This is a genomic window from Rhodococcus sp. 1R11 (genome assembly GCF_004563845.1).
Lineage (GTDB): Bacteria > Actinomycetota > Actinomycetes > Mycobacteriales > Mycobacteriaceae > Rhodococcoides.
Window position 1 is genome coordinate 312,584 of sequence record NZ_SPNG01000005.1, and the last position, 23,073, is coordinate 335,656.

A 23,073-nucleotide genomic window follows, 5' to 3' on the forward strand; every position below is an offset into this window, starting at 1 on the left:
CATCATGACCGACAAAGACCCTGCCGTGCCGCACATCGACGTCGCCATCATCGGTGCCGGCTTCGGCGGTCTCGGAGCTGCGATCAGGCTCGAACAGGAAGGCCGCGGGGACTTCTTGATCTTCGAGCGTGACAACGCGGTCGGCGGAACGTGGCACGTGAACACCTATCCCGGTGCCCAGTGCGACATTCCCTCGGCGCTGTATTCGTTCTCGTTCGCACCCAACCCGGACTGGACCCGCCTGTATCCGCTGCAGCCAGAGATCGAGCAGTACCTCAACGACTGCACCGACCGGTTCGGTATCCGGGATCGAATCCGGTTCGGACACGAGGTGCTCGACGCGACGTGGGACGACGCCAGGGCGCGTTGGATCGTGCGAACGAGCGGCGGAACATGGACTTCTCGGATTCTGATCGGAGCCCTCGGCCCGTTCAGTGAACCCGCCACTCCCAGTATCGACGGTCTGGACTCGTTCACGGGCAGCATCTTTCACTCGGCTCGGTGGAACCACGAGCATTCGGTCGAGGGTAGGCGTCTCGCCGTCATCGGCACCGGCGCATCGGCGGTGCAGTTCGTACCCCGACTCGCTCCGTCGGCCGCACATCTGACGCTTTTTCAACGCACGCCCACGTGGATCCTTCCCCACCCGGACCGTCCCATCTCCGAGTCCGGCAGATCCGCGCTCAGGAAGTTTCCGGCGGCTCAGCGCGCCATGCGTCGTACGTTCGATCTGTTCCAGGAAGCTCTGGTGCCCGGCCTGATTCAGCACCGCGCCCTGCTGACGCCGTTGACCGCACTGGGCCGGGCTCACCTACGCAGACAGGTGAAGGATCCCGTACTCCGCGAGAAGCTCACTCCCACCTACACATTCGGCTGCAAGCGGCCGACGTTCTCGAACAAGTTCTACCCTGCCCTGTGCCGCGACAACGTCACCGTCGAGACCACCGCCATCTCCCGCGTCGTGCCCGAGGGCGTCGTCACGACCGACGGAACGATCCACGAGGTCGACACCATCGTTCTCGGAACAGGTTTCACCGTCGCCGGGCATTCAGGCTTTCGGCGCATCGTCGGTCGAGGCGGACGGTCGTTGGCGCAGACCTGGCCCGACGGAGAGATGTCGTCGTATCGAGGGACGACGGTGCACGGCTTTCCGAACTTCTTCATGGTGCTCGGCCCCAACTCGGTGGTGTACACCTCGCAGGTCGTCACCATCGAAGCACAGGTGAACTACGTTCTCGCAGCGCTGCGGGCGATGGACGACAAGCGCTTGGCCGCAATCGACGTCACCCGCACTGCACAGACGGAATTCGCGGACTACACGGACGAACGGTTGGCCGGTTCGGTGTGGAATTCGGGTGGGTGCAGCAGCTACTACCTGAGCCCATCGGGCCGCAACGTCACCTACTGGCCGGGTTCGGTACGCAACTTCACCCGTCGTATGTCGACCATCGAACTCGACCACTATTCCTGCCGCAGTGCCACTGTCGATGTGCCGGGCACACTCGCCGTCACCAAGGAGTCCGCATGAAGAACCACATGGACCTCACCGGCAAGGTCGCACTGGTGACCGGCGGTGCACGCGGCATCGGTGCCGCGACCGTAGCAAAACTGGTGTCCGCCGGTGCATCCGTGGCAGTGGTGGATCTTCACTTCCCGACCGACGCGGCTGGCGCTGCACGGGTGTTGCTGTTGACCGGGGACGTCACGGATCCGGAGGCGATGACGGAGTGCGTGCAGGCGACGGTGCGCGCCTTCGGCGGGATCGACATCGTGATTGCCAACGCCGGCATCACACCGCCGCCTGCCACCATCAGGACCGTCGACCGCGCGGTGTTCGACTCCGTCATGGCGGTCAATTTCGGCGGTGTGCTCAACATCGTCCGCGCCGCGGCAGACGAGATCGTGGCTAGTAGTGGACACATATTGCTCGTATCGTCCTGTGCTGCATTCACTCCCGGCATGGGTGGGTCTGCCTACATGGTCAGCAAGGCCGCTGTGGAACAACTGGGCCGCGCGCTGCGCATCGAACTGGCAGCAGTCGGCGCATCGGCAGGCCTGGCGTACTTCGGGGTGGTCGACACCGATCTGGCGCGCGACACCCTCGACCACGATCCGGTGGGTCAGCGGATCGGCGGATTTCTGCCCTGGCCGTTGAGTCGTCGACTCCCGCCTTCCCGGGCGGCGGACCTACTGGTCGACGCGGTCCGTACGCGTCGAGCACGGCTGATCGCCCCCGCAGTGTGGGCACCGTACTTCTGGTTCCGTGGGATCCTCAACCCGATCCTGGAGTGGAAGCTACTGCGTGACAGCGCAGTCGGCGATATCATTCGCGATCTCGAACACAGCCGGGCGCGCTGACACCCGAACGGGCCCGTTACGCGTCGACGCTGGGAACCGCGTCCAGCGGAGGCAGGGTTCGCGAACACAGCTCGCGCGCAACCGCGTCGGACATCCCGAGGGCGAGCAGCACACTGTGCGCCATGATGTCGACCGCGTCGACATCGCTGCGTTCGGGCTGTTCGAGCAAGATCTGCCCCATGCCCAGCAGTGCCCCCGCTGCGAGTGCCAAGGCCAGCTGGGTGTCCTGTACGCGGAAGTGCCCGCTCAGCACTCCTGCTTCGATGTCGCGCGAGGCCCGCGGACCGAGGCCGTGCTTCGAGGTGATCAACTCCGGCCCGGAGTGGATGAGCACTCTGCTCAGATCCGGTTGTTGCCGGAACAGTCGGCCGGCGATCCGGAACGACCGGGTGAACGCTTCCGCGGGATCGTCCTCGGGGTCGCTCAACGAGTCCAGGTAGATGCCCAACAACTCGAGGGCACCGTCGACCGCGGCCTGGAACAGCTGCTCTCGGCTCTCGAAGTGGTTGTAGAACGACCCCATGCCGACGTCCGCGGCCTGAGTGATCTCGGCAATCGGCACGTGCAACTCGCCGCGGGCGATGAAGCTCTGTGCGGCCGAAATCAGGGCACCGCGCGTGCGCGCTTTACGTCGCTCGAGGCGATTCGGGGTTTCGGTCATGGTCCCTACTCCTGGGTGCACTTGTCGCCGCTTTGACCCTTCCTCACCGCTGACGAATTTGTCAACACCCTTGACTGACCGAATAGTCATAGGTGACGATAGTGTCACCAACGAGGGAGGGCTGATGGGACACGACGTCGACGGCCACAAGAACATGCATGTGGATCAGGGCGCGCTTCCAGGCGAACACCCGGGGAAAGCCACCGATCCGATCATCAAGGTGCGCGACATCGCGTGGCTCGAGTTCCGCAAACCCGACCTGGCCAAGGCCGAGGCATTCGCGGTGGCGTTCGGTTTCACCGTCTCACTGCGCACGTCCGAGGTAATTCACCTGCGCGGCACGCACGTCGGGTCGCCGTGCGTGATCATCCGACGTGGCAAGCGAACGCGGTTCGTCGGCGCAGCGTTTGCCGCCGCCGAAGACTCCGACGTCGTCCGCGTCGCCGATGCCACCGGGCAGAAGGTGCACCGGCTACCCGACACACTCGGCGGCATCGCCGTCACTCTGACCGATCCGGGCGGACAGCCTGTGCAGATCGTGTCGGGCTACACCGAACATCCCGAACTGCCGGGCCAGGACGCGCACACCTACAACTTCGGCGATCCACGCAACCGGATCAACGCCACCCAGCGACCACCGCGTCAGCCGGCGCGCGTCCAACGGCTCGGGCACGTGGTGCTGCAGCGAGTGGACTACCTGGAGAACCTGAACTGGTACCTGCACCACCTGGGTCTGATCGTCAGCGATTTCCTCTACTACGACGGCCAACGCGACCGTGGACCGGTGATGAGCTTCATCCGCTGCGATCGGGGCAGCATCCCGTCCGATCATCACACGCTCGCAATGACTCTCGGCCCGTCGAATCGGTACGTGCACTCGGCGTACCAGGTGACCGACATCGACGCCATCGCTGCCGGTGGCGAATTCCTCACCGAGCGTGGGTACAAGCATTCCTGGGGTATCGGCAGACACATCCAGGGCAGCCAGATCTTCGACTACTGGCGTGATCCCGACGGTTTCCTGGTGGAGCATTTCAGCGACGGCGACATGTTCGACAGCTCGCTCGAACCCGGCTGGGCACCGATGACGGCATCCGGCCTCGCCCAGTGGGGCCCACCGGCATCGAAAGACTTTCTCGGTATCGCCCCGAGCAAAGCCTCTCTGCACGAACTCAAATCGATTCTGTCCTCCCTACGCACCGACAACGAGTTCGACACCGAACGCCTTCGCGGCCTGATGAAAGTGGCTTCCTCATGAGCATCGCTGTACTACGCACCGCCGACGCCTGGTGGGTCGAGACCCCTGCCGGGGCGTCGCGCATCGACACGTCGGCAACCACGACCGCAGAGCTTCTCGCCGATCGCGCCGCTGTGGACGCAGCGCGTATGGGAACCGATGTGGTTGCTGTGGAGACCCTTTCGCTCCTCTCCCCCGTCACCGCACCGTGCCGTGTGGTGGCGAACATGACCAACTTCGTCTCGCACGTCAAGGACTCGGGCATGAACCCCGACACGGTGCCACTGACATTCTTCCGGAAGACGTCCGGCTCGATCAGCGGCCCCACCGACGACATCGTCAAGCCGACGCACGTGAAACTCCTCGACTACGAAATCGAGATCGGCCTGGTATTCGGTAAGACGCTGACCGTCGGCACCAAGATCGACGCCACCAACGTGGCCGAGTACGTTGCCGGACTCGTCATCACCAACGACGTATCGGCGCGAGATGTCCAATTACCGAAAACCCAGTTCTACGAGGGCAAGTCTTACCCCACGTTCACGCCGGTCGGCCCACGACTGCTCCTTCTCGAGGCCGGAGAATTCGACCGGTTCAACGAGCTCACTCTGACGCTTCGCGTCAACGGGACTGTACGACAGGACAGTACGGTCGCAGACATGATCTACCGCCCGGTCGAATCACTGAAGGCCCTGAGCGCATTCCAACGGCTCGACGCAGGCGATCTGCTGCTCACCGGCACTCCCGGTGGTACTGCGCTGAAGGCTCCGGCCAAGCCGATCGAGATGATCGGATCTCTTGTCCCGCCGGCGCTCAAGTGGAAGGTGTTCTTCAAGAAGCAGGCCAAAAATCCCGACTTCCTGCAGGACGGCGACGTTCTCGAACTGACGTGCTCCACCCCCGACGGTTCCCTCGACCTGGGAGTGCAGCGCACCCGGGTCTCGTACCGATGACCGAACGCGGATCCGACGGCACCCACCACCCGGTGGTCATCGTCGGATCCGGTCCGACGGGCATGACGGCCGCTCTACTGTTGGCGCAGTACGGCATCCCCTGCCTGGTGCTCGATCGCTGGGCCGACGTCTACCCGCAGCCGCGCGCAGTACATCTCGACGACGAGGTGTACCGAATTCTGCACGACATCGGTATCGCAGACGATTTCGCCGGCATCTCACGTCCCGGCCGCGGACTGCGGCTGTGCACCAAGGATCTGCGCACACTGGCCGAGTTCGAACGCGATCCCGACGACAGACCGCACGGCTACCCCCAGGCGAACATGTTCGATCAACCGGACCTCGAGCGCCTCATGCGTACGCACGTGGCCCGATACGACACGATCGAGATGCGTGGCGGCTGCGAGATCACCGACGTCCAGAATCTCGAAGTTGCTGTCCGAGTGTCGTACTCATCGACCGAGGACGGATCCCCACACTGGGTGACCGCGGACTACGTGCTGGGGTGCGACGGTGCCAACAGCATCGTGCGCCGGTCCATCGGGTCGAAGATGGAGGATCTCGGGTTCGCGCAGCGGTGGTTGGTCATCGATATCGCCACCGATGCCGAACTCGGTCAGTGGGCCGGCGTTCACCAGGTGTGCGACTCCGAACGATCCGCAACGTACATGCGGATCGGCACCACCCGCTACCGCTGGGAGTTTCGGATGCTCGACGGCGAAACCCTCGACGAGTTCGAGGATCTCGCGGCCGTCCGGCCGCTCATAGCGCCGTGGCTGCGGCATGTCGACGACCCCGACATGGAGCTGATTCGTTGCGCCGAGTACACATTTCGGGCGCAGGTCGCCGGCCGATGGCGGGATCGACGCGTGTTCGTCCTCGGCGACGCGGCGCACTTGACCCCACCGTTCATCGGACAGGGAATGGGCGCGGGTCTGCGCGATGCGCGCAACCTGGTCTGGAAGATCGTCGGAGCCCTGGGCGGGCACGTCTCCGATTCCTCGCTCGACAGCTACGAAATCGAGCGAAAAGCCCACGCCACAGCCATGATTCGGATGGCCGTCGCCTTGGGCTGGGCAATGACCGGCGGCAGTCGACTGACCGGACTCATTCGTACCACGCTCGCACCGGCCCTCGGCCACCTGCCCCTCATCGGAACGAAGGTGTCCGACAGCGCCACCCCTCCGCTCACCCGTTCCGATTTCGTTCAGCGCCCAGCAGCGCCGATCCGTTCGGTGGTCGGCGCGCTGTGCCCCAACAGCTCCCTGGACAACGGTGCCCGACTGGACGACGTCGCGCCGGGACAGTTCCTGTTCGTCTCGACCACCCCGCTGACCGTCGAACAGCGACGCGAGGTCGATCGTCGTGGTGCCGTCGTCGTCGAGGTCGCGGCCTCCTCCGAGCTCGGACTGTGGTTGCGGCGCGGTCGCGCGGTAGCGGCTGTCGTACGACCGGACCGAACCGTCATGGCGGCGGGGAAGTCGGTGCCGGCCTTGCACACCCGAGTGCCGAGCACCAGGTTGCGAAGAATCGACCGCACCACTCCCACGGCGACAGTAGCCACCCCGAGAAGCAGAAACACCGCAACGAAGAGGCACAGATGAACACCGCACTTGTCACCGGCGCCACGTCCGGTATCGGCCAAGCCGTCGCCGAACTGCTGCTCGCGCGCGGCTACCGGGTCATCGGCACGAGCCGCAGTTGTTCCACCGTGGTCGACCCCATCCCCGGGGTCGAGTACCGAGATCTCGATCTGACCGACCCGGCCTCCATCCGGACGTTCGTCGACGGACTTGCCGACGTCGAGATCGATGTTCTGATCAACAATGCGGGCGAAAGCCAGTGCGGCCCCATCGAGGAACTTCCGATAGGTGCCGTCACCCGGTTGTTCCAGCTCAACGTGTTCGGTGCCATCGAGCTCATGCAGGCCGTGCTGCCAGGGATGCGCGAACGTCGTAGGGGCAAGGTCGTCAACATCGGCTCGATGCTGGCCAGCTTCCCGTTGGCCTATCGCTCGTCGTACGCCGCGACCAAGGCAGCGATCAAGGGCTTCTCGACGGCGGCACGCTTCGAGCTCGCGCCCTACGGGGTGGACATCACCACCGTCGAACCCGGCTCCATCGCCACCGGACTCTCCGCCCGCCGCACCAAGTACTGCGGACCGCATTCGCCGTACCTCCGCGATTTCACGACGGTGATCTCACACCTCGACGCCAAAGAGGCACAGGGTATCTCCGCGGACACCGTGGCCGAGACGGTCCTGAAAGCCGTCGAGGACAAAAAGACTCGACCCCTCTACGCCGTCGGCAGCAATGCTCCCGCAGTGTTCTTGGCGCAGCGACTGCTGCCGCGCACCGTGCTCGAAAAGTTCACTGCTCGGGCATACGGACTGCCCAGCAAGCGACCGGTGAACTAACGGAACAGCCCTGCGACGAACGGAATCGTGTCGGCCTGCGATTGCACGAGCGCTCCGCTGTGATCGGCGTCGTAGGGTCGGAAGGTCACCGGCTGACCGTTGGCGGTGAGCCTGGCGACATATGCGGCGGTCGTCGGGAACGGGACGTCGGTGTCCCGCAGTCCGTGGCCCATGAAGAACGGCTTGTCGAAGCCCGCCTCGGGCATGGCCATGTAGTCGTCGAGTACTGCGGTGAAATTCGGCAGGCTGGCCAGCGGCGCAGTGAAGAAATCACCGACCTTCACACCCTCGAGCTGCTCCTCGAGGTCCGCGACACAGGCCGTCTCGGCCAGATCAGCGTACTTCTTTCCGACGGGAGTGAGGATATTGTCCAGGCCCAGCTCGGGGTGCGAATAGCGAAGAGCAGCACCGATGTACGCGACGTACGCAGTCAGACCGGCCGGGAGCGCCACCGGCGGCATCCCCGGTCCACCGATCGAGACGAGCTTCTCGATGTACGCGGGAGTTCCGGTGCCCACTGCGCCGCGATAGTCCAGATCCGGTCCACCGAACTCGGTTGCGTAGCGCGCGGTGTAGATCGCTGCGCCGCCGCCCTGGGACTGACCGACCGTCACCCACTTCCGCGAAAGTTGATCGCTGTAGTTGCGGCCTGCCTTCACCATGTCGACCACGTTGTGCGCCGTGGTCCGCCCATCCAGATATGCCTGCAATCCGGGAGTGCCGAGGCCGGCGTAGTCACTGGCCACAATGGCGTATCCCTGCGCGAGCCAGTTGCCGAGGTACGGCAGATCTCGTTCGGCCAGCGCCGGTCCCGCAACCGAGGGCGCGCACGAGTCACCGAGCCCGGAGGTGCCGTGGGCCCACGAGATCACCGGCCAACCGCCCTCGGGCGCAGTGCCCTGCGGGAGGAAGACGGTGCCGGTGCTGAGCGCCTTCTCGCCGAACGTGTCGGTGGTGACGTAGGTGAGCACCTCGGCCGACGACGAGCCAGGAATCCAGAATTCCTGCGGTAGAGCGCGACTGGAGACGACGTCGCCGATGTTCTGCGTGAACGTCGGTGCAGCCGAGGCAGGGGCGGCCAGCAGGCCAGAAGCCATGCTCGACGCCAGCGCCGTAACTACTGCAAGGGCACCGATCCGACGACGAGCGATCACTGGGTCTCCGTTGCATTCGAGTGTGCGCCACCGCGTTCGTCGATGCGCGCCACCTTGTAATACACCACCGCGCCGATCCAGACAACGAAAAATGTGCCGACGACGAGTTGGCCGGCGAGGTTCAGGTCGATGACGGCCAACGCGTCCCACAAGCCGCCGGTCAGCTCGAACTGGTCGGCGAGCAGCGTCAGCAGCTGGACCGTCCCGATCACCAACGCAACGAAGACCGACAGGCCCGTCATCGTCATGTTGTAGTAGATCTTGCGGACAGGCGTCACGAACGCCCAGCCGTAGGCCTTGGACATGAATATGCCGTCGATGGTGTCCATCGTGGTCATGCCCGCCGCGAACAGGACCGGAAGCGCGATGATGGCCATCGGCGGGAGCCCGCCGGCGATAGCGGTGGTGCCGGCGATCGCGAGTAGACCGACCTGAGTCGCGGTGTCGAAACCGAGCCCGAACAGTAAGCCGAGCGGGTACATCTGCCACGAATGGTTGATCATCTTGTCGTAGCGGCCCCGGAACAGTCGATTCATCAAGCCGCGCTTGGCCAACAGCTCGTCGAGCCCGGCCTCGGTGACGTCACCGCGTTTCGCGCGTCGCCAGACTCCGACGATGCCGGCGAGGACCGCGATGTTCAGCGCAGCGATGAGGTACAGGAACGTTCCCGACACCAACGTGCCGATGATGCCGCCGACCCCGGCGAACGCGTCCTGAAACGCCGTCGCCTGCGACGCGACGAAGGCAATCGCAGCGACGAAGACGAACACGACCGTCGAATGCCCGAGCGAGAAGAACAGCCCGACGGCCAACGGCCGCTTACCCTTCTGCAGCAGGAAGCGGGTGGTGTCGTCGATGGCGGCAATGTGATCGGCGTCGAACGCGTGCCTGAGCCCGAGGGTGTACGCCAGCACGCCGGCTCCGGCGTAGACGAGAGTGCCGTCGGCTCCGGTGAGGCCGTGGATGCTGGGAATCGAGTCGTAGTGGGTGAACAGCCCCCAACCGATCACATGCAGAGCGGCGATGAAGCCGGCCATCGCCAGCAGTCGCGGCACCTCGTCACGAGTGAATCGACTCTGCCGTCGGCCGATCTCGACGGGCGAAAGTTGGGTCGTCATGTCGATCATTGTCTCCGATGACGCCGATTTGCTCTTCCTGTGCGACGGCACAGTAGGTGTGCTGAGTGTCCACAATTCATGTCTGCAGGCGGGATCGCGATCGGTGCAGCGAATTGTGGACGCTCAGCTCAGTGCGATACGCCCAGCGCCGCCAGTGCCATTGTTCGCAACACCGGCCGAGCACTGCGCGACGGCGTGCGGCCCGCGCTGTAGGGCGTGGAGTTGATGAGTCCGAACACCGCGTGCGCTGTCGTTCGGGCATCGGCCTCGTTCAAGTCCGGGTCGACGGCACACAAGGTCGACACCCACAGCTCCACGTATTCGCGCTGCATGCGGCGCACCTTGCGTCGCGCCCCCTCGGGCAAACTTTGCAGGTCGCGATCCTGGATCCGAATGAATGCCGGTGTCTCGAAGGCGAAGTCGAGGTGGAAGTCGACCAGGGCCGAGACCGTCTCTTCATCGACCTTCGGCGAGCCGATCACCTCGCGACCGCCGTCGAGCAGATACTCCGAGATTCCGACCATCAGTTCGACGAGCACCGCCTCCTTGTTCGGGAAGTGGCGATAGACGGCCGGTCCACTGATGCCGACGGCAGCACCCAGATCCTCGAGCCGCACCGACGTGAACCCGCGTTCGGCGAACAGCGAGGCCGCGGCATCGAGCAGTTGCTGCCGACGTTCGGCTTTTCGTTGCTCACGCACCGTGGCCGGCTTGACCTCGATCTCCTGCACTGCCACCCCCTCGAACCTGGACTCTCGGTTAATCGTAGTTTACTATCATGTCAGTTATCAACCATTAACTGAACCCTGTGTGACACCGACGTCCAAACCCTGAAGGCGTGCATCTCATGGCGATCGATACCGCTGCCAACCGCGCAGATCATCAGCTACTGACCCAGCAGCTCTCCCAGAAGCTCGCCGCGGCAGCACTCGGCGGTAGCGAGAAGTCCCGGCAACGGCACATCGCCCGCGGCAAGCTGCTCCCCCGCGACCGCGTAGACGAGCTGTTGGATCCGGGAAGCCCGTTCCTCGAGATCGCACCGCTGGCAGCCAACGGCCTGTACGACGACGAGTGCCCCGGCGCCGGCGTGATCGCCGGCATCGGTCGCGTGGCCGGTCGCGAATGCATCATCATTGCCAACGACGCCACCGTCAAAGGCGGCACCTATTACCCGATGACGGTGAAGAAGCACCTGCGCGCGCAGGAGATCGCCCTGCAGAACGGTCTGCCGTGCATCTACCTCGTCGACTCCGGTGGCGCATTCCTCCCGCGTCAGGACGAGGTATTTCCTGACCGGGACCATTTCGGGCGCATCTTCTTCAACCAGGCGACCATGAGCGCCAAAGGAATTGCGCAGATCGCCGCCGTCATGGGCTCCTGTACCGCAGGCGGTGCCTACGTACCTGCGATGAGCGACGAGGCCATCATCGTCAAGAATCAGGGCACGATTTTCCTCGGCGGCCCGCCCCTGGTGAAGGCCGCGACCGGCGAGGTCGTCACGGCCGAAGAACTCGGTGGCGGAGATCTGCACTCGAAGGTCTCCGGAGTCACCGACCATCTGGCAGAGGACGATCGAGACGCATTGCGACGGGTGCGCCGCATCGTCTCCACCCTCGGGCCCCGCACCACGCGGCCGTGGGACGTCGTCACCACCCGTGCGCCCATCGCCGATCAGAGCGAAATCTACGACGTCGTTCCCACCGATCCCCGCACCCCGTACGACGTGCGAGAGGTGATCACCCGGGTGGTCGACGCAGGCGAATTCGACGAGTTCAAGGCCGAATACGGCAAGACACTCGTCACCGGATTCGCCCACCTCCACGGCCATCCCGTCGGAATCATCGCCAACAACGGTGTGCTGTTCGCCGAATCTGCGATGAAGGGCGCACATTTCATCGAACTCTGCGACAAGCGCAGCATCCCACTGGTGTTCTTGCAGAACATCACCGGCTTCATGGTCGGCCGAGACTACGAAGCCGGCGGCATCGCCAAGCACGGCGCGAAGATGGTCACCGCAGTGGCCTGCGCTCGCGTTCCGAAGATCACCGTCGTCATCGGCGGCTCGTACGGTGCAGGCAACTACTCCATGTGCGGCAGAGCGTATTCCCCGCGCTTCCTGTTCATGTGGCCGAACGCGCGGATCTCGGTGATGGGCGGTGAACAGGCGGCGTCCGTCCTTGCCACCGTCCGAGGTGACCAACTGGATGCGTCGGGTAATCCGTGGTCGGAGCAAGACCAGGAGACGTTCAAAGCGCCGATTCGTGACCAGTACGAGAGTCAGGGCAACCCCTACTACTCGACGGCCCGGCTCTGGGACGACGGTATCATCGACCCCGCCGACACCAGAACTGTTCTCGGACTGGCACTCTCGGCGTGCGCCAATGCGCCGCTCGAGCCGGTCTCCTACGGCGTTTTCCGGATGTGAGAGAGATGACCACGATGTTGGACACCATTCTGATCGCCAACCGCGGCGAGATCGCTGTCCGAGTGGCACGCACGCTGCGTCGCATGGGAATTCGCACCGTCGCCGTCTACAGCGATGCGGACGCCGAAGCCCGGCACGTCCGCGAAGCCGATACCGCGGTACGACTCGGCCCCGCCAGCGCACGCGAGAGCTATCTCGACATCGACAAGGTGATAGCGGCTGCGAAAGCCACCGGCGCACAGGGAATCCACCCCGGCTACGGCTTTCTGTCGGAGAACTCTCACTTCGCTGCGGCCTGCGCCGAAGCCGGAATAGCATTCCTCGGTCCGCCGGAGAAGGCCATCGAGGTGATGGGCGACAAGATCGCCGCCAAGGCAGCGGTGAGCGCCTTCGGCGTCCCCGTCGTACCCGGCATTTCCCGACCGGGACTGTCCGACGACGACCTCGTCGCCGGTGCACCCGACGTCGGATTCCCGGTCCTGGTCAAGCCGTCCGCAGGTGGCGGCGGCAAGGGTATGCGTCTGGTCGAGCGCGCCGAGGATCTGCCTGCCGCGCTGGCCAGTGCCCGCCGCGAGGCGGCCTCCTCGTTCGGCGACGACACGCTGTTCCTCGAGCGATTCGTGTTGCGGCCCCGGCACATCGAGGTGCAGATCCTCGCCGACGGTCACGGCAACGTCATTCACCTCGGTGAGCGTGAATGCAGCCTGCAGCGACGCCATCAGAAGGTCATCGAAGAAGCGCCGTCCCCACTGCTCGACGCGCAGACCCGAGCGCGTATCGGTGAGGCTGCCTGCAACACCGCTCGCAGCGTCGACTACTCCGGTGCCGGCACCGTGGAGTTCATCGTCTCCGCCGATCATCCCGACGACTTCTTCTTCATGGAGATGAACACTCGACTCCAGGTGGAACACCCGGTGACCGAGATGGTGACTGGCATCGACCTCGTGGAGTGGCAGGTCAGGATCGCCGGAGGCGAGTCACTGACGCTGAGTCAGAGCGATATTCGACTGACCGGACACGCCATCGAGGCCCGCGTCTACGCCGAGGATCCTGGCCGCGGATTTCTCCCGACCGGCGGCACCGTCGTCGGGTTACGCGAGCCCACCGGCACGGGCATCCGCGTCGACTCCGGTCTCGCCATCGGCACCGAGGTGGGCAGCAACTACGACCCCATGCTCTCGAAGGTCATCGCACACGGCCCCGATCGCAGCACAGCGCTGCGCAGCCTGGATCGTGCCCTGGCCGATACCTCGGTACTCGGCGTCGTCACCAACATCGAGTTCGCTCGATTTCTGCTCGCCGACAACGAGGTCCGTGCCGGCAATCTCGACACCGGCCTACTGGACCGCCGCGTCGAAGATTTCGTTGCCGCCGACGCCCCCGACGAGGCAATGATCGCCGCAGCCACCGTCGCATGGCTCGACACGTGGCAGGAGGCGGGCCAGGACATCTGGGCAACGCCGTCGGGGTGGCGGGTGGGAGCGCACGCACCGTTCCAGCTCCGGCTGACGTCCGGCACTCGAACCGCGCACGTGTCCATCACCGGGACCCTCGATGCGGCGACGGTCGTCGTCGACGACGACGAACCGCGCCGACTGCGAGCCTCCGCTATCGAGGATTCCATCGACCTCGTTCTCGACGATCGACGCGAGTCGATGACCGTAGCCCGACACGACTCGTCCACCTGGGTATCCAGCTCACGCGGCACCTGGCGAATCGATCGAATCGCCGAACCCAATGTGCGCGAGGACGACACGCAGTCCGGCGACGCAGAGATCCTCTCGCCGATGCCGGGTTCGATCATCGCGATCGGAACGAGCTCCGGCAACGCCGTCACCGCAGGCACGGCCATCGTCGTCGTCGAGGCGATGAAGATGGAACACACCTTGACCACGCCCATCGACGGCACCGTCGAACTCACAGTCGCAGTAGGAGATCAGGTCCGCGTCGACCAGGTCCTCGCCCGCATCGTTCCCACCGACACCGAAGAGGACAAGTCATGACCGAACATCTGTCGTCGTCCAATCTGCCCGACGAATACCAGCAGCTGGTCAAATCCGTGGCGGACTTCACCCGCACCGTCGTCGCGCCGGTCTCGGCGAAACACGATGCCGAGCACTCCTTTCCGTACGAGGTCGTCGCAGGGATGGCCGAGATGGGCCTCTTCGGTCTGCCCTTCCCCGAGGAGTACGGCGGCATGGGCGGCGACTACTTCGCGCTGTGCCTGGCACTCGAAGAGCTCGGCAAGGTCGATCAGAGCGTCGCGATGACACTCGAGGCAGGCGTCTCGCTCGGCGCCATGCCCGTCTACCGTTTCGGCAATGACGAGCAGAAGCAGCAGTGGCTACCCAAGCTCACCGCGGGCAAAGCTCTCGCCGCCTTCGGGTTGACCGAGCCGGGTGCCGGTAGCGACGCGGGCGGCACCAAGACCACCGCCAAGCGCGATGGCGGTGACTGGATCATCAACGGCAGCAAGCAGTTCATCACCAACTCCGGAACCGACATCACCGAACTGGTCACTGTCACCGCTGTGACCGGCGTCGACGAGACAACGGGACGCAAGCAGATCTCGTCGATCCTGGTGCCCACCGACACTCCCGGGTTCGTGGCCGAAGCGGCGTACAACAAGGTCGGCTGGAATGCCTCGGACACACACCCGCTCAGCTTCACCGATGTACGAGTCCCGCAGGAGAACCTGCTCGGCCAGGAAGGCCGCGGCTACGCGAACTTCCTGCACATCCTCGACGAGGGCCGGATCGCGATCGCCGCGGTATCGGTCGGTGCGGCTCAGGGTTGTGTCGACGAGAGCGTCAAGTACGCCAAGGAGCGCGAGGCATTCGGTGCTCCGATTGCCCGCAATCAGGCGATCTCGTTCAAGATCGCCCGCATGGAGGCACGCGCACACACCGCGCGGACGGCGTACTACGACGCGGCAGCACTGATGTTGGCGGGCAAGCCGTTCAAGAAGGCCGCGTCCATCGCCAAGCTCGTGGCCTCCGAGGCTGCGATGGACAACGCCCGCGACGCGACGCAGATTCACGGCGGCTACGGGTTCATGAACGAGTACGTCGTCGCCCGCCACTACCGCGACAGCAAGATCCTCGAAATCGGTGAAGGCACCACCGAGGTTCAGCTGATGCTGATCGCGCGGAGCCTGGGGCTATGAGCGACAAGCGCATTCGGCAACGCGGCCTGTGGTTCGAGGAGATGCAGCTGGGCACCGTCTACGAGCATCGCCCCGGCCGCACCATCACCGAGGCCGACAACACACTGTTCACCACACAGACGATGAACACCCAGGCTCTCCATCTCGACGCCGCCTACAGTGAGACAACATCTTTCGGTCAACGGCTGGTGAATTCGATGTTCACCGTGTCCACCCTCGTCGGATTGTCCGTGACGCAGTTGACCCAGGGCACGATTGTCGCCAATCTCGGTTTCTCCGAGGTGTCCTTCCCCAAGCCGCTGTTCCACGGCGACACCCTCTACGCGGAGACGGTGATCTCGGACAAGCGCGAATCCAAGTCCCGCCCCGGCGAGGGAATCGTGACGTTCACCCACACCGGTCGAAATCAGCACGGTGACGTCGTAGCGATCGCCGTCCGCAAGACTCTCGTCCGGATGCGGCCCGAGGACGACGCGTCGTGACCTGGGTTCCGCCGGGGCCGGCGTGGCTGTTCTGCCCGGCTGATCGGCCCGAGCGCTACGAGAAGGCAGCGGCCCGAGCCGATGTCGTCATCCTCGACCTCGAAGATGCTGTCGGTGCCGCGGACAAGGCCGGAGCTCGCGAGTCCGTGGTGTCGACACCGCTGGACCCGTCGCGCACCATCGTCCGGATCAATGCGCACGGGACCAAAGACCAGGCCGCCGATCTGGAGGCCGTGAAGCAGACCGAGTACACGACCGTCATGCTGCCCAAATGCGAATCGGCCGAGCAGATCGCGGCTCTGGATCTGCTGAATGTCGTCGCACTGATCGAATCCCCACTCGGTGCGATGACGGTCTTCGACGCACTCGCGGCCGACAATGCCATCGGTGCCATGTGGGGTGCCGAGGATCTGGTCGCTGCGATGGGCGGGAATTCGAGTCGCCTGAGCGACGGCCGCTACCGCGATGTCGCACAGCATGTTCGATCGCAGACCTTGCTGGCCGCCAATGCACGCGGGGTGTTCGCACTCGATTCGGTGTACCTCGACATCCCCGACCTCGACGGGGTACGTGCCGAGGCCGACGACGCCGTGGCCGTGGGCTTCGACGGCAAAGTGGCTATCCACCCCAGCCACATCCCCGTCATTCGCGAGGCCTACGCGCCCACGGTCGAGGAAATCGATTGGGCCACAGCCGTACTCGACGCCGTCGAGCACAATCGCGGGGTGTTCGCCTTCCGAGGTCAGATGGTGGACGCACCGGTGCTGGCCCATGCTCGACGCATCGTCGCCCGTCGACCGATGTAGTTGCAGACGCCGATTAACTGCAGGCGCTGTACGGTTGCTGTACGAGCATCGGCACGGAAGGCACAGCAATGACGGCGAAGGACCCCGCCCTGACGGCGCTGTCCCAGAACTGGCTGGCGTTGTCGGTCTTGCACGGTCGCATCGAGAGCCGTATCGAGAAAGCCCTGCAGGCCGGCCACAATCTCAGCGGTCGCGAGTATTGGCTGCTCGACGTCCTGGCACGTCAGCACGACGGGGTGGGCGGACACCTGCAGATGAAGCAGGTGGCCGACGCCGTCGTCCTGAGCCAGAGTGCGACGACCCGCCTGGTCACCCGCCTCGAGGACCGCGGGCTACTCACCCGTTACCTCTGTCCCACCGACCGCCGCGGCATCTACACCGACGTCAGCGACCAGGGCTTGGCCCTGCTCGAGGCAGCGCGGCCGACCAACGACGCGGCCCTGCGCGATGCCCTCGACGAGGCAGCACGTGAACAGGACCTCGTCCCCCTCGTCGACGCCGTCCGCCGCTCCGAGAACTGACGTCACTCCAGCTGTTCGACGACCGTCCGAGTCGTATCGGCGACAAGGGCGTTCATGGCCGGCGAATCCTCCGCACCCGACGTCGTAGCACTGAGCACGACGAGCAGGATCTTCTGACCTTCGGGTCCGAGCACCAGGCCCGCGTCGTTGGAGACACCGTAGCTACCGGTTCCGGTCTTGTCGGCCGACGTCCACTGCGGTGGAATGCCCGCGCGGAAGCGGGCCGTGGAGGTTTGGGTCCCGGCCATCCAGTCCAGCAACTGCTCTCGTGATGCCTGCGTCAGCACATCGCCGTCGAGCAGGGTCCGATAGCCGGCAGCCATCGAATTCGGCGTCGTGGTGTCGCGAGGGTCGTCGGGAATGGCAGTGTTCAACTCCGGCTCGGTGCGATCGAGGCGAAATTCGGTGTCTCCGAGCGATCGCGCGAAGTCGGTGAGCGCCGCGGTGCCACCTGCTTCACGAATCAGCAGATTGCCGGATGTGTTGTCGCTCTTCGTCAACGCAGCGGAGGCGAGATCTGCGATGGTGACGACCGAGCCGGGTGCCCAATCGACGGCCGACTCGGGCACCTTGTCCTCTGCGGCGATTGTTCTGGTGTCGGTGAGCTGCAGCCTGCCGGCGTCGACGGCAGCGAGTACGGCCCCGACGGCATACACCTTGAACGTCGAGCAGAACGCGAAACGTTCGTCACCGCGATAACTCTGGATGGAACCGGACGTGAGATCGAGCGCGCTGACGCCGAGCCGAGCGGTGTCCCTCGCCTCGAGCTGAGAATATGGCTGTTCGGCCATGGCCTGATCGGTCGTGGTCCGAGATGTACTCGCTGCGGATTGCGGTGGTTCGGTAGTGGCCGTCGAGGAGCACGCGACGCCTGCCGTCAACGTTGCCGCAGCGATCACGGTGATCAATCGGGTCGATGTCGAGGTACGCATGGGGTCATGCGATCACAGAACCGTCGGTACGCAGCTACCGGACCCTCGGCCTTCCATTCCGCTTTTCGCCCAGCAGCTGTTCGCGGACTCGAGCGCCTGGTTGCAGAAGCCGACGACGCGGGTGCGTGGAACCTTCAGCTCCATTATCGTTACTTCTGGTACGTAACGGAGGGAATCAAACGATCTCGAACGATCCGCCCAGACGACAGCAATCAGGAGGTACTCCATGAACGCCACCACACGCGCGCTATTGAGCCCGGTCGTCGGTGCCATCGTCGCGCTCGCAATTATCTGGGGTGTTGGCGGCGACATCCCGATCTGGCGAGCCGCATCGATGGTTCTGGTCGGTGCGGGCGTCGTCTTCGGACTGAACTTCGCGTGGGAATCCAACCCCTGGACCGAAGATCCCACAAGCGACGAGCACGAGCAGGTCACTACCCGATAGAGGAACCCTGCGGGAGGATCAATCGACTTGCGACGGTGCCTCCCGCACTGCAACCGCCTGAGTAAAGCCTGGATTTCCCACGCTCACGGCCGTGCACTCATTGTGCAGTCCACATCGGATCGCGTTTCTGCAGGAATGCGGTGATTCCTTCGACGACGTCCTGCGTGGTGCTGAGTCCATCCAATTCACGACGGTTCTGTGCCCACGAATCTTTCTCGTGCGCGATGGTGCCGTCGGTGATGCGTCGGGCCAGACGCTTGGATGCGCGCACCGCGAGCGGAGCGCCTTCCGCGCAGAGCCGAGCGAGTTCGAGCGCGGTGTCGAGGACCTCGGTCGGGGCCACAACTCTGTTGACCAGTCCCCATCGTGCGGCCTCCTGTGCGGAGATCGGCTGTCCGGTCAAGATCATTTCCAGGGCAATGTGTTCCGGCACCGCGGACATCAGCCGAAAAGCGCCACCGGCACCGGCGATGAGCCCACGCCGGATCTCGGGCAGGCCGAACACGGCCGTGTCCGACGCGACGACCATGTCCGAGACCAGGGCGATTTCGGTTCCGCCGCCCATTGCCGATCCGTTCACGGCCGCGATGACCGGAACCGAGATCGGGTGTCGGACAATGCCGGCGAACCCCCAGTGTTCGGTCTCGGACGGGGTCACCGCGCCGGGCCCTCCGGTGCCGAGGGCCTTGAGATCGGCACCGCCGCAGAAAGTCGCCGATCCCGCGCCGGTCAGGACGATGGCTCGGATGTCTCGATCTGCCTCGGCGGACTCCCACGCCTCACCGAGCAACGTGTGCACGCGGGCGTCGATACTGTTGGCAGCCTTCGGCCGATTGATCGTGACGACGAGTACGTGATCATCCCGTCTCGTCAGGACGACAGGTTCGGTGCTAGCTGCTTCGGACACGGATGTTCCCCTCGATGGTGTCGACAGTGACTGTGGTCCCGATGATTTCGCGTACCGGGTCTGTTCGATACAGGGACAGCGCATAGGCGCTGGCCGTGTCCCCGGGAGCCGTCTGTGCGGCGACGCGTCGCCCGCGCTCGTCTCTCGCGACGAGGAACGCCTGGTTCGGTTCCTGCTGCCGAGAATGCTCGACGGACACTGTCTCCACCACGAGAGTCCCGTCCTGTACAGGTGCACGAGGCGGTGGATCCGGCGTCAGCACTGCGGGTTCGGGATTTCCGACGTAGCCCTGTGGGTGCTGGTCGCCACCGAGCAGCACCGAGTGGTGATACGTCATATAGCCACCGTTCGCGTGCACCAGTGCGCAGTTCTTGCCGCCGCGAATCTCGCGGACGGATGCGGTGATCGAATGCAGCGAATGGCTACTGAGGGGACCACCGAAAGACGAATGACCACCGGTCACACTGGGTACCAATGATTTCGGCGTTCCGAGATGACGGGTGGCGAGGGTCGGCACGATCGGGAAGCAGCTGTACACGTCGACCACGTCGAGTTGTTCGACTCCGATCTCCGCGGCGCGCAAGGCGCGGTCCATCGCATCCTCCATCGCCGGAGACCGGCCGAAATCGCTGCGGTCGAGAATGTCGACCGAATCCTCGGCACCCGCACCACCCCAGACGAACACGATGTCGCCCTCGGGGACACCGCGTTCTCGAGCTTCGGCCAAGCTGGTCACCACGATGCACGCTGCCTGGTCGACGAACGGCATGGCGTTCATCGACAACGGATACGGCTCGCACACGATGCGGTTCTTCGGCGACGGCGTGCCGATGTCGGCAGCCGTTCGCACTCGCCCGTTCCAAGAGTACGGATTCTTCTCGGCGACAACAGAAAACTCCGCATACAGGTCGCTGCACTCCGCCAGTCGAGACTCCGGATCCAGTCTCGCCTCGAATCTGAAGCGGCTCTCGAACAAGGGATAGATCCGAACCGGAGTGATCAGTCCAGCCTGTTGCATTGCGGCACTTCCGAGTTGATCGAGGTCGAAGGTGGGCGGACCTCCCGGGTCCGCGCTCCATCCCCCATCCCGCACGGGCTCTCGCCCGGCCTTGACCAAGGCGCCCATCGAGGCCTGCGCTTCACCGCCCGCGATCACCGCTACCGTCGACTCACCGGACGCAATGCGCGAGGCTGCGCGATCGAGAAGGCGCGCGGGCCACTGGCCACCTATCGGCGCGTCGAACACATCTGTGGGGGTCGCTCCGAATTTGCGTCCCAGGGCGGCCGCAGGACTGCTGTAGGCCCAGCTGGCGATATGACAGAGTGCGATGCTGTCCGCGCGAGAAATCCACTGCTCCGCCGTGTGGGGACTCGAGAACGCCGATCTCGCAGCGAGCGTGACCAATTCGATGGGTTCGACGCCCATGGGCTCGCCGCGTCCACTGGTTTCGCCGATTCCCACGATCACCGGAATGCGAGCCGGGTTTTCCGTCGACGCCTCATGGCGTGCAGAACTCATGACCGGAAACCTATTACAGACAAGGATTGTCCGCAATGCCGGGGCAGATGCGACAATCCGTGGGTGACCGACGAATCCACCGACGAAGCCAGGAGCCGACGGGGCAGGCCGCGCGATCCTGATCTGGAGGACCGCGTCTACGACGCAGTGCTCGAGGTCTACTGGGAGAAAGGCTGGTCGGGTTTCACACTCGACGCCGTTGCCCGCCGCGCCTCCGTCGGCAGGGCGGCGCTCTACCGACGGTGGGAGTCGAAGGGGGCCTTGGTCGTCGACGCGCTGGAAGCTCGAAGTCCGCTCGCGACGCCGATCGACCTCGGCAACCTGCGGGCGGATCTCGTCGAATTGGCGGTGCAGCTTCTGCAGGGCTATCGAGGAACGGCCGGTCTCGTCAGCCTGCGCGTCGCCCTCGATGCCCGGGTGCACCCCGATCTACTCGGCCGAATGATGGAGACACTGAACAAGAGCCGATTGGTCGCTGCCCGGCTGATCGTGCACCGAGCCCAGAAACGAGGCGAATTATCCGAGTCGGCCGACACGACGAGGATTCTCGAACTGGTGACCGGGGCGGTCCTCAGCCATGTCATCTTCTCGCACCGCATCGACGGTGCCGATCGAGGTGACACCGAGGACCGCGTCTATGCAGAAAGTCTGGTCGACGCGGTCCTCGGTGGCGTGTAGCTCCGGTCGTGCGCGTTTTGCGCCCCTCCAGGTACGCAAAACGCGCACGAGGGAAGCTGCTCAGAACGCGTGAGCACCGACCAGAGCCGGCATCGGCACCACGAAGAGGTCTGCGGTGGCGATGCGTCGAACTGCGCGGCGCAGGGTGACCGATTGAAGTAACCCGTTGGCGTCCACCGTGTAGTCGACCTCGAGCACTCCCGCGGCGGTGCCGATCCGAATGGTCCCGGGACGGCCGGACCCTGCGTTGGCAGTGACGACCCCACCGATGACCGTTGCCGCTGCGGCCACGGCCACCGCGGAGGTCAGTCCGATCGCCGGGTGCGGGGCCATCATCGACAGCATGCGCACCGAGATGTCGTAGTCGGCGGCAGCGACGTGCTCGCCCGTGGTGGTCACGTACTCCCGCGGTGGCCCGACGATGCCGACCTTCGGAATGGCATGCGAGACAGGTTCTTCGGGCTTGCTCAGCCCCATCCGCAGAGCGGCCTGTCGGCGTAGCGCGATCAGAGTGGGGACGTGAGCGGCGACGACGTCGTTGGACTCCGACCCGGTCAGTCCGAAATCGGCGGCGTCGAACAGTGCGGCGGGTGCGCCCGCTCGAACGAACGTTCCGCGGAACTCGTTGCCGCCGAATGCGACTCGATCGACCTCGGCGCCGGTGGGAAGCATCGTCACTCGGTCCGACGCCGGATCGGTGAAGGTCAACCCCACCGGGACACCGAGAGCCGTGGTGCCGGGGACGGACGCGTCGCCCTCGGCAGGAATGCGTCCGCCGGGGGTCGCGATCTCCGCCGCCAGAATTGCGCCGGTGTTCTCGTTGCGCATCCGGACCACGGTGACGTGGTCGTCGACGGCCACGAGACCGGTCTGCACGGCGTAGAGGCCGATTGCCGTCGCACAGTTTCCGCAGTTGCTGCCCCACTCCACGGTGCGGTTCTCGATGGCGACCTGGGCGAACAGGTAGTCGACATCGATACCGGGTGCGCTGGAGCGTCGCACGATAGCGGCCTTGGAGGTGGTGGAGCTGCCACCCCCGACTCCGTCGAGCTGACGCGGGTCACCCGATCCGAAGGCCGCGGTCAGGATGTTGTCGAGACCGCCGGCGTCGGCGATGTACGGGTCGATGTCGACCGCGTTGAACAGCCAGCACTTGCTGGTGCCTCCACGCATCCACGTTCCACGAAGAGTGAACATCTGGTGTGCCTTCCGGTCAGGTTCCGATGCTTCCACCCTGCGACAGAGGATGGTCAAGCACAATTACGAAATATGTTCAGGCCGTGCAGGAGCGCTTA

General features: G+C 64.7%; 22 protein-coding genes. 14 read left to right on the plus strand and 8 right to left on the minus strand.

Annotated features, from left to right (window positions below):
• Window positions 1-4 precede the first annotated feature (4 nt).
• Together E4P29_RS11510 and E4P29_RS11515 are read left to right on the plus strand one after the other, a co-directional pair.
• On the plus strand, window positions 5-1,528 hold the full coding sequence (locus E4P29_RS11510) for an NAD(P)/FAD-dependent oxidoreductase (RefSeq protein ID WP_135044715.1): 1,524 nt from the start codon (window positions 5-7) through the stop codon (window positions 1,526-1,528).
• Window positions 1,525-2,358: an SDR family NAD(P)-dependent oxidoreductase gene (locus tag E4P29_RS11515; protein WP_135044716.1), complete on the plus strand. Its 834-nt coding sequence runs from the start codon at window positions 1,525-1,527 to the stop codon at window positions 2,356-2,358. The genes E4P29_RS11510 and E4P29_RS11515 overlap by 4 nt, the downstream gene beginning before the upstream one ends.
• A 16-nt stretch (window positions 2,359-2,374) precedes the next feature.
• Here the strand turns inward: E4P29_RS11515 and E4P29_RS11520 are convergent, their stop codons facing one another.
• Window positions 2,375-3,019 carry a TetR family transcriptional regulator gene (locus E4P29_RS11520; RefSeq protein WP_135044718.1) on the minus strand — a complete coding sequence of 215 codons (645 nt, stop codon included), beginning with the start codon at window positions 3,017-3,019 and terminating at the stop codon, window positions 2,375-2,377.
• Between the two features lie 124 nt (window positions 3,020-3,143).
• Between E4P29_RS11520 and E4P29_RS11525 the strand changes: the two genes are divergently transcribed.
• From E4P29_RS11525 to E4P29_RS11540, 4 genes are read left to right on the plus strand one after another with little or no spacing between them, the layout of a single operon-like run.
• Window positions 3,144-4,277 (plus strand): VOC family protein, encoded by a 1,134-nt coding sequence (locus E4P29_RS11525; RefSeq protein WP_135044720.1) that lies wholly within the window; start codon window positions 3,144-3,146, stop codon window positions 4,275-4,277.
• A complete protein-coding gene (locus tag E4P29_RS11530; RefSeq protein WP_135044722.1) occupies window positions 4,274-5,209 on the plus strand; it encodes a fumarylacetoacetate hydrolase family protein in 936 nt (311 codons plus the stop codon). The genes E4P29_RS11525 and E4P29_RS11530 overlap by 4 nt, the downstream gene beginning before the upstream one ends.
• Complete coding sequence (locus E4P29_RS11535; RefSeq protein WP_135044724.1) at window positions 5,206-6,813, plus strand: bifunctional 3-(3-hydroxy-phenyl)propionate/3-hydroxycinnamic acid hydroxylase; 1,608 nt, start codon at window positions 5,206-5,208, stop codon at window positions 6,811-6,813. Before E4P29_RS11530 ends, E4P29_RS11535 begins: the two co-directional genes overlap by 4 nt.
• Window positions 6,810-7,625, plus strand: coding sequence for an SDR family oxidoreductase (locus E4P29_RS11540; protein WP_135044726.1), 816 nt, complete (start codon window positions 6,810-6,812; stop codon window positions 7,623-7,625). The genes E4P29_RS11535 and E4P29_RS11540 overlap by 4 nt, the downstream gene beginning before the upstream one ends.
• Here E4P29_RS11540 and E4P29_RS11545 read toward each other — a convergent pair.
• From E4P29_RS11545 to E4P29_RS11555, 3 genes are all read right to left on the minus strand, one after another.
• Window positions 7,622-8,722 (minus strand): lipase family protein, encoded by a 1,101-nt coding sequence (locus E4P29_RS11545; RefSeq protein ID WP_135044959.1) that lies wholly within the window; start codon window positions 8,720-8,722, stop codon window positions 7,622-7,624. The two genes, E4P29_RS11540 and E4P29_RS11545, sit on opposite strands and share 4 nt — an antisense overlap.
• Window positions 8,723-8,775: 53 nt before the next feature.
• Entirely contained in the window at window positions 8,776-9,897 is a 1,122-nt protein-coding gene (locus tag E4P29_RS11550; protein ID WP_135044728.1) for a HoxN/HupN/NixA family nickel/cobalt transporter, read from the minus strand.
• Between the two features lie 128 nt (window positions 9,898-10,025).
• A complete protein-coding gene (locus E4P29_RS11555) occupies window positions 10,026-10,634 on the minus strand; it encodes a TetR/AcrR family transcriptional regulator (RefSeq protein WP_135044730.1) in 609 nt (202 codons plus the stop codon).
• A gap of 110 nt (window positions 10,635-10,744) precedes the next feature.
• Between E4P29_RS11555 and E4P29_RS11560 the strand changes: the two genes are divergently transcribed.
• The 6 genes from E4P29_RS11560 (at window position 10,745) to E4P29_RS11585 (ending at window position 17,297) form a co-directional block, all read left to right on the plus strand.
• Window positions 10,745-12,322 (plus strand): carboxyl transferase domain-containing protein, encoded by a 1,578-nt coding sequence (locus tag E4P29_RS11560; RefSeq protein WP_135044732.1) that lies wholly within the window; start codon window positions 10,745-10,747, stop codon window positions 12,320-12,322.
• 5 nt (window positions 12,323-12,327) lie between these two features.
• Window positions 12,328-14,325, plus strand: a complete 1,998-nt coding sequence (locus E4P29_RS11565; protein ID WP_135044734.1) for an acetyl/propionyl/methylcrotonyl-CoA carboxylase subunit alpha — start codon at window positions 12,328-12,330, stop codon at window positions 14,323-14,325.
• Window positions 14,322-15,488, plus strand: coding sequence for an acyl-CoA dehydrogenase family protein (locus tag E4P29_RS11570; RefSeq protein WP_027494717.1), 1,167 nt, complete (start codon window positions 14,322-14,324; stop codon window positions 15,486-15,488). Before E4P29_RS11565 ends, E4P29_RS11570 begins: the two co-directional genes overlap by 4 nt.
• Window positions 15,485-15,970 (plus strand): MaoC family dehydratase, encoded by a 486-nt coding sequence (locus E4P29_RS11575; RefSeq protein WP_032373549.1) that lies wholly within the window; start codon window positions 15,485-15,487, stop codon window positions 15,968-15,970. Before E4P29_RS11570 ends, E4P29_RS11575 begins: the two co-directional genes overlap by 4 nt.
• Complete coding sequence (locus E4P29_RS11580; protein WP_135044736.1) at window positions 15,967-16,776, plus strand: CoA ester lyase; 810 nt, start codon at window positions 15,967-15,969, stop codon at window positions 16,774-16,776. Before E4P29_RS11575 ends, E4P29_RS11580 begins: the two co-directional genes overlap by 4 nt.
• Before the next feature lie 68 nt (window positions 16,777-16,844).
• Window positions 16,845-17,297 (plus strand): MarR family transcriptional regulator, encoded by a 453-nt coding sequence (locus E4P29_RS11585; RefSeq protein ID WP_135044738.1) that lies wholly within the window; start codon window positions 16,845-16,847, stop codon window positions 17,295-17,297.
• 2 nt (window positions 17,298-17,299) lie between these two features.
• On the opposite strand, the gene bla is transcribed toward E4P29_RS11585, so the two are convergent.
• On the minus strand, window positions 17,300-18,229 hold the full coding sequence (gene bla, locus E4P29_RS11590; RefSeq protein ID WP_135044740.1) for a class A beta-lactamase: 930 nt from the start codon (window positions 18,227-18,229) through the stop codon (window positions 17,300-17,302).
• Window positions 18,230-18,455: 226 nt separating this feature from the next.
• On the opposite strand from bla, the gene E4P29_RS11595 reads away from it, so the two are divergent.
• The gene (locus E4P29_RS11595) at window positions 18,456-18,674 is read left to right on the plus strand and encodes a hypothetical protein (protein WP_135044742.1); all 219 of its coding nucleotides are present in this window, start codon (window positions 18,456-18,458) and stop codon (window positions 18,672-18,674) included.
• Window positions 18,675-18,771: 97 nt separating this feature from the next.
• On the opposite strand, the gene E4P29_RS11600 is transcribed toward E4P29_RS11595, so the two are convergent.
• A complete protein-coding gene (locus E4P29_RS11600; protein ID WP_245154270.1) occupies window positions 18,772-19,581 on the minus strand; it encodes an enoyl-CoA hydratase-related protein in 810 nt (269 codons plus the stop codon).
• Complete coding sequence (locus E4P29_RS11605; RefSeq protein WP_135044747.1) at window positions 19,565-21,100, minus strand: acetyl-CoA acetyltransferase; 1,536 nt, start codon at window positions 21,098-21,100, stop codon at window positions 19,565-19,567. Before E4P29_RS11605 ends, E4P29_RS11600 begins: the two co-directional genes overlap by 17 nt.
• Before the next feature lie 63 nt (window positions 21,101-21,163).
• Here E4P29_RS11605 and E4P29_RS11610 point away from each other — a divergent pair, with 63 nt between their 5' ends.
• Window positions 21,164-21,778: a TetR/AcrR family transcriptional regulator gene (locus tag E4P29_RS11610; protein ID WP_245154271.1), complete on the plus strand. Its 615-nt coding sequence runs from the start codon at window positions 21,164-21,166 to the stop codon at window positions 21,776-21,778.
• A gap of 60 nt (window positions 21,779-21,838) precedes the next feature.
• On the opposite strand, the gene E4P29_RS11615 is transcribed toward E4P29_RS11610, so the two are convergent.
• The gene (locus tag E4P29_RS11615) at window positions 21,839-22,975 is read right to left on the minus strand and encodes a PrpF domain-containing protein (RefSeq protein WP_135044751.1); all 1,137 of its coding nucleotides are present in this window, start codon (window positions 22,973-22,975) and stop codon (window positions 21,839-21,841) included.
• Window positions 22,976-23,073 lie beyond the last annotated feature (98 nt).

Coding starts and splice junctions, on each gene's coding strand:
- E4P29_RS11570 (WP_027494717.1), top strand. CDS start 14,322: ATGACCGAACATCTGTCGTCGTCCAATCTGCCCGACGAATACCAGCAG.
- E4P29_RS11510 (WP_135044715.1), top strand. CDS start 5: ATGACCGACAAAGACCCTGCCGTGCCGCACATCGACGTCGCCATCATC.
- E4P29_RS11545 (WP_135044959.1), bottom strand. CDS start 8,722: ATGGCTTCTGGCCTGCTGGCCGCCCCTGCCTCGGCTGCACCGACGTTC.
- E4P29_RS11520 (WP_135044718.1), bottom strand. CDS start 3,019: ATGACCGAAACCCCGAATCGCCTCGAGCGACGTAAAGCGCGCACGCGC.
- E4P29_RS11540 (WP_135044726.1), top strand. CDS start 6,810: ATGAACACCGCACTTGTCACCGGCGCCACGTCCGGTATCGGCCAAGCC.
- E4P29_RS11585 (WP_135044738.1), top strand. CDS start 16,845: ATGACGGCGAAGGACCCCGCCCTGACGGCGCTGTCCCAGAACTGGCTG.
- E4P29_RS11560 (WP_135044732.1), top strand. CDS start 10,745: ATGGCGATCGATACCGCTGCCAACCGCGCAGATCATCAGCTACTGACC.
- E4P29_RS11530 (WP_135044722.1), top strand. CDS start 4,274: ATGAGCATCGCTGTACTACGCACCGCCGACGCCTGGTGGGTCGAGACC.
- E4P29_RS11515 (WP_135044716.1), top strand. CDS start 1,525: ATGAAGAACCACATGGACCTCACCGGCAAGGTCGCACTGGTGACCGGC.
- E4P29_RS11535 (WP_135044724.1), top strand. CDS start 5,206: ATGACCGAACGCGGATCCGACGGCACCCACCACCCGGTGGTCATCGTC.
- E4P29_RS11575 (WP_032373549.1), top strand. CDS start 15,485: ATGAGCGACAAGCGCATTCGGCAACGCGGCCTGTGGTTCGAGGAGATG.
- E4P29_RS11525 (WP_135044720.1), top strand. CDS start 3,144: ATGGGACACGACGTCGACGGCCACAAGAACATGCATGTGGATCAGGGC.
- E4P29_RS11615 (WP_135044751.1), bottom strand. CDS start 22,975: ATGTTCACTCTTCGTGGAACGTGGATGCGTGGAGGCACCAGCAAGTGC.
- E4P29_RS11550 (WP_135044728.1), bottom strand. CDS start 9,897: ATGACGACCCAACTTTCGCCCGTCGAGATCGGCCGACGGCAGAGTCGA.
- E4P29_RS11595 (WP_135044742.1), top strand. CDS start 18,456: ATGAACGCCACCACACGCGCGCTATTGAGCCCGGTCGTCGGTGCCATC.
- E4P29_RS11565 (WP_135044734.1), top strand. CDS start 12,328: ATGACCACGATGTTGGACACCATTCTGATCGCCAACCGCGGCGAGATC.
- bla (WP_135044740.1), bottom strand. CDS start 18,229: ATGCGTACCTCGACATCGACCCGATTGATCACCGTGATCGCTGCGGCA.
- E4P29_RS11605 (WP_135044747.1), bottom strand. CDS start 21,100: ATGAGTTCTGCACGCCATGAGGCGTCGACGGAAAACCCGGCTCGCATT.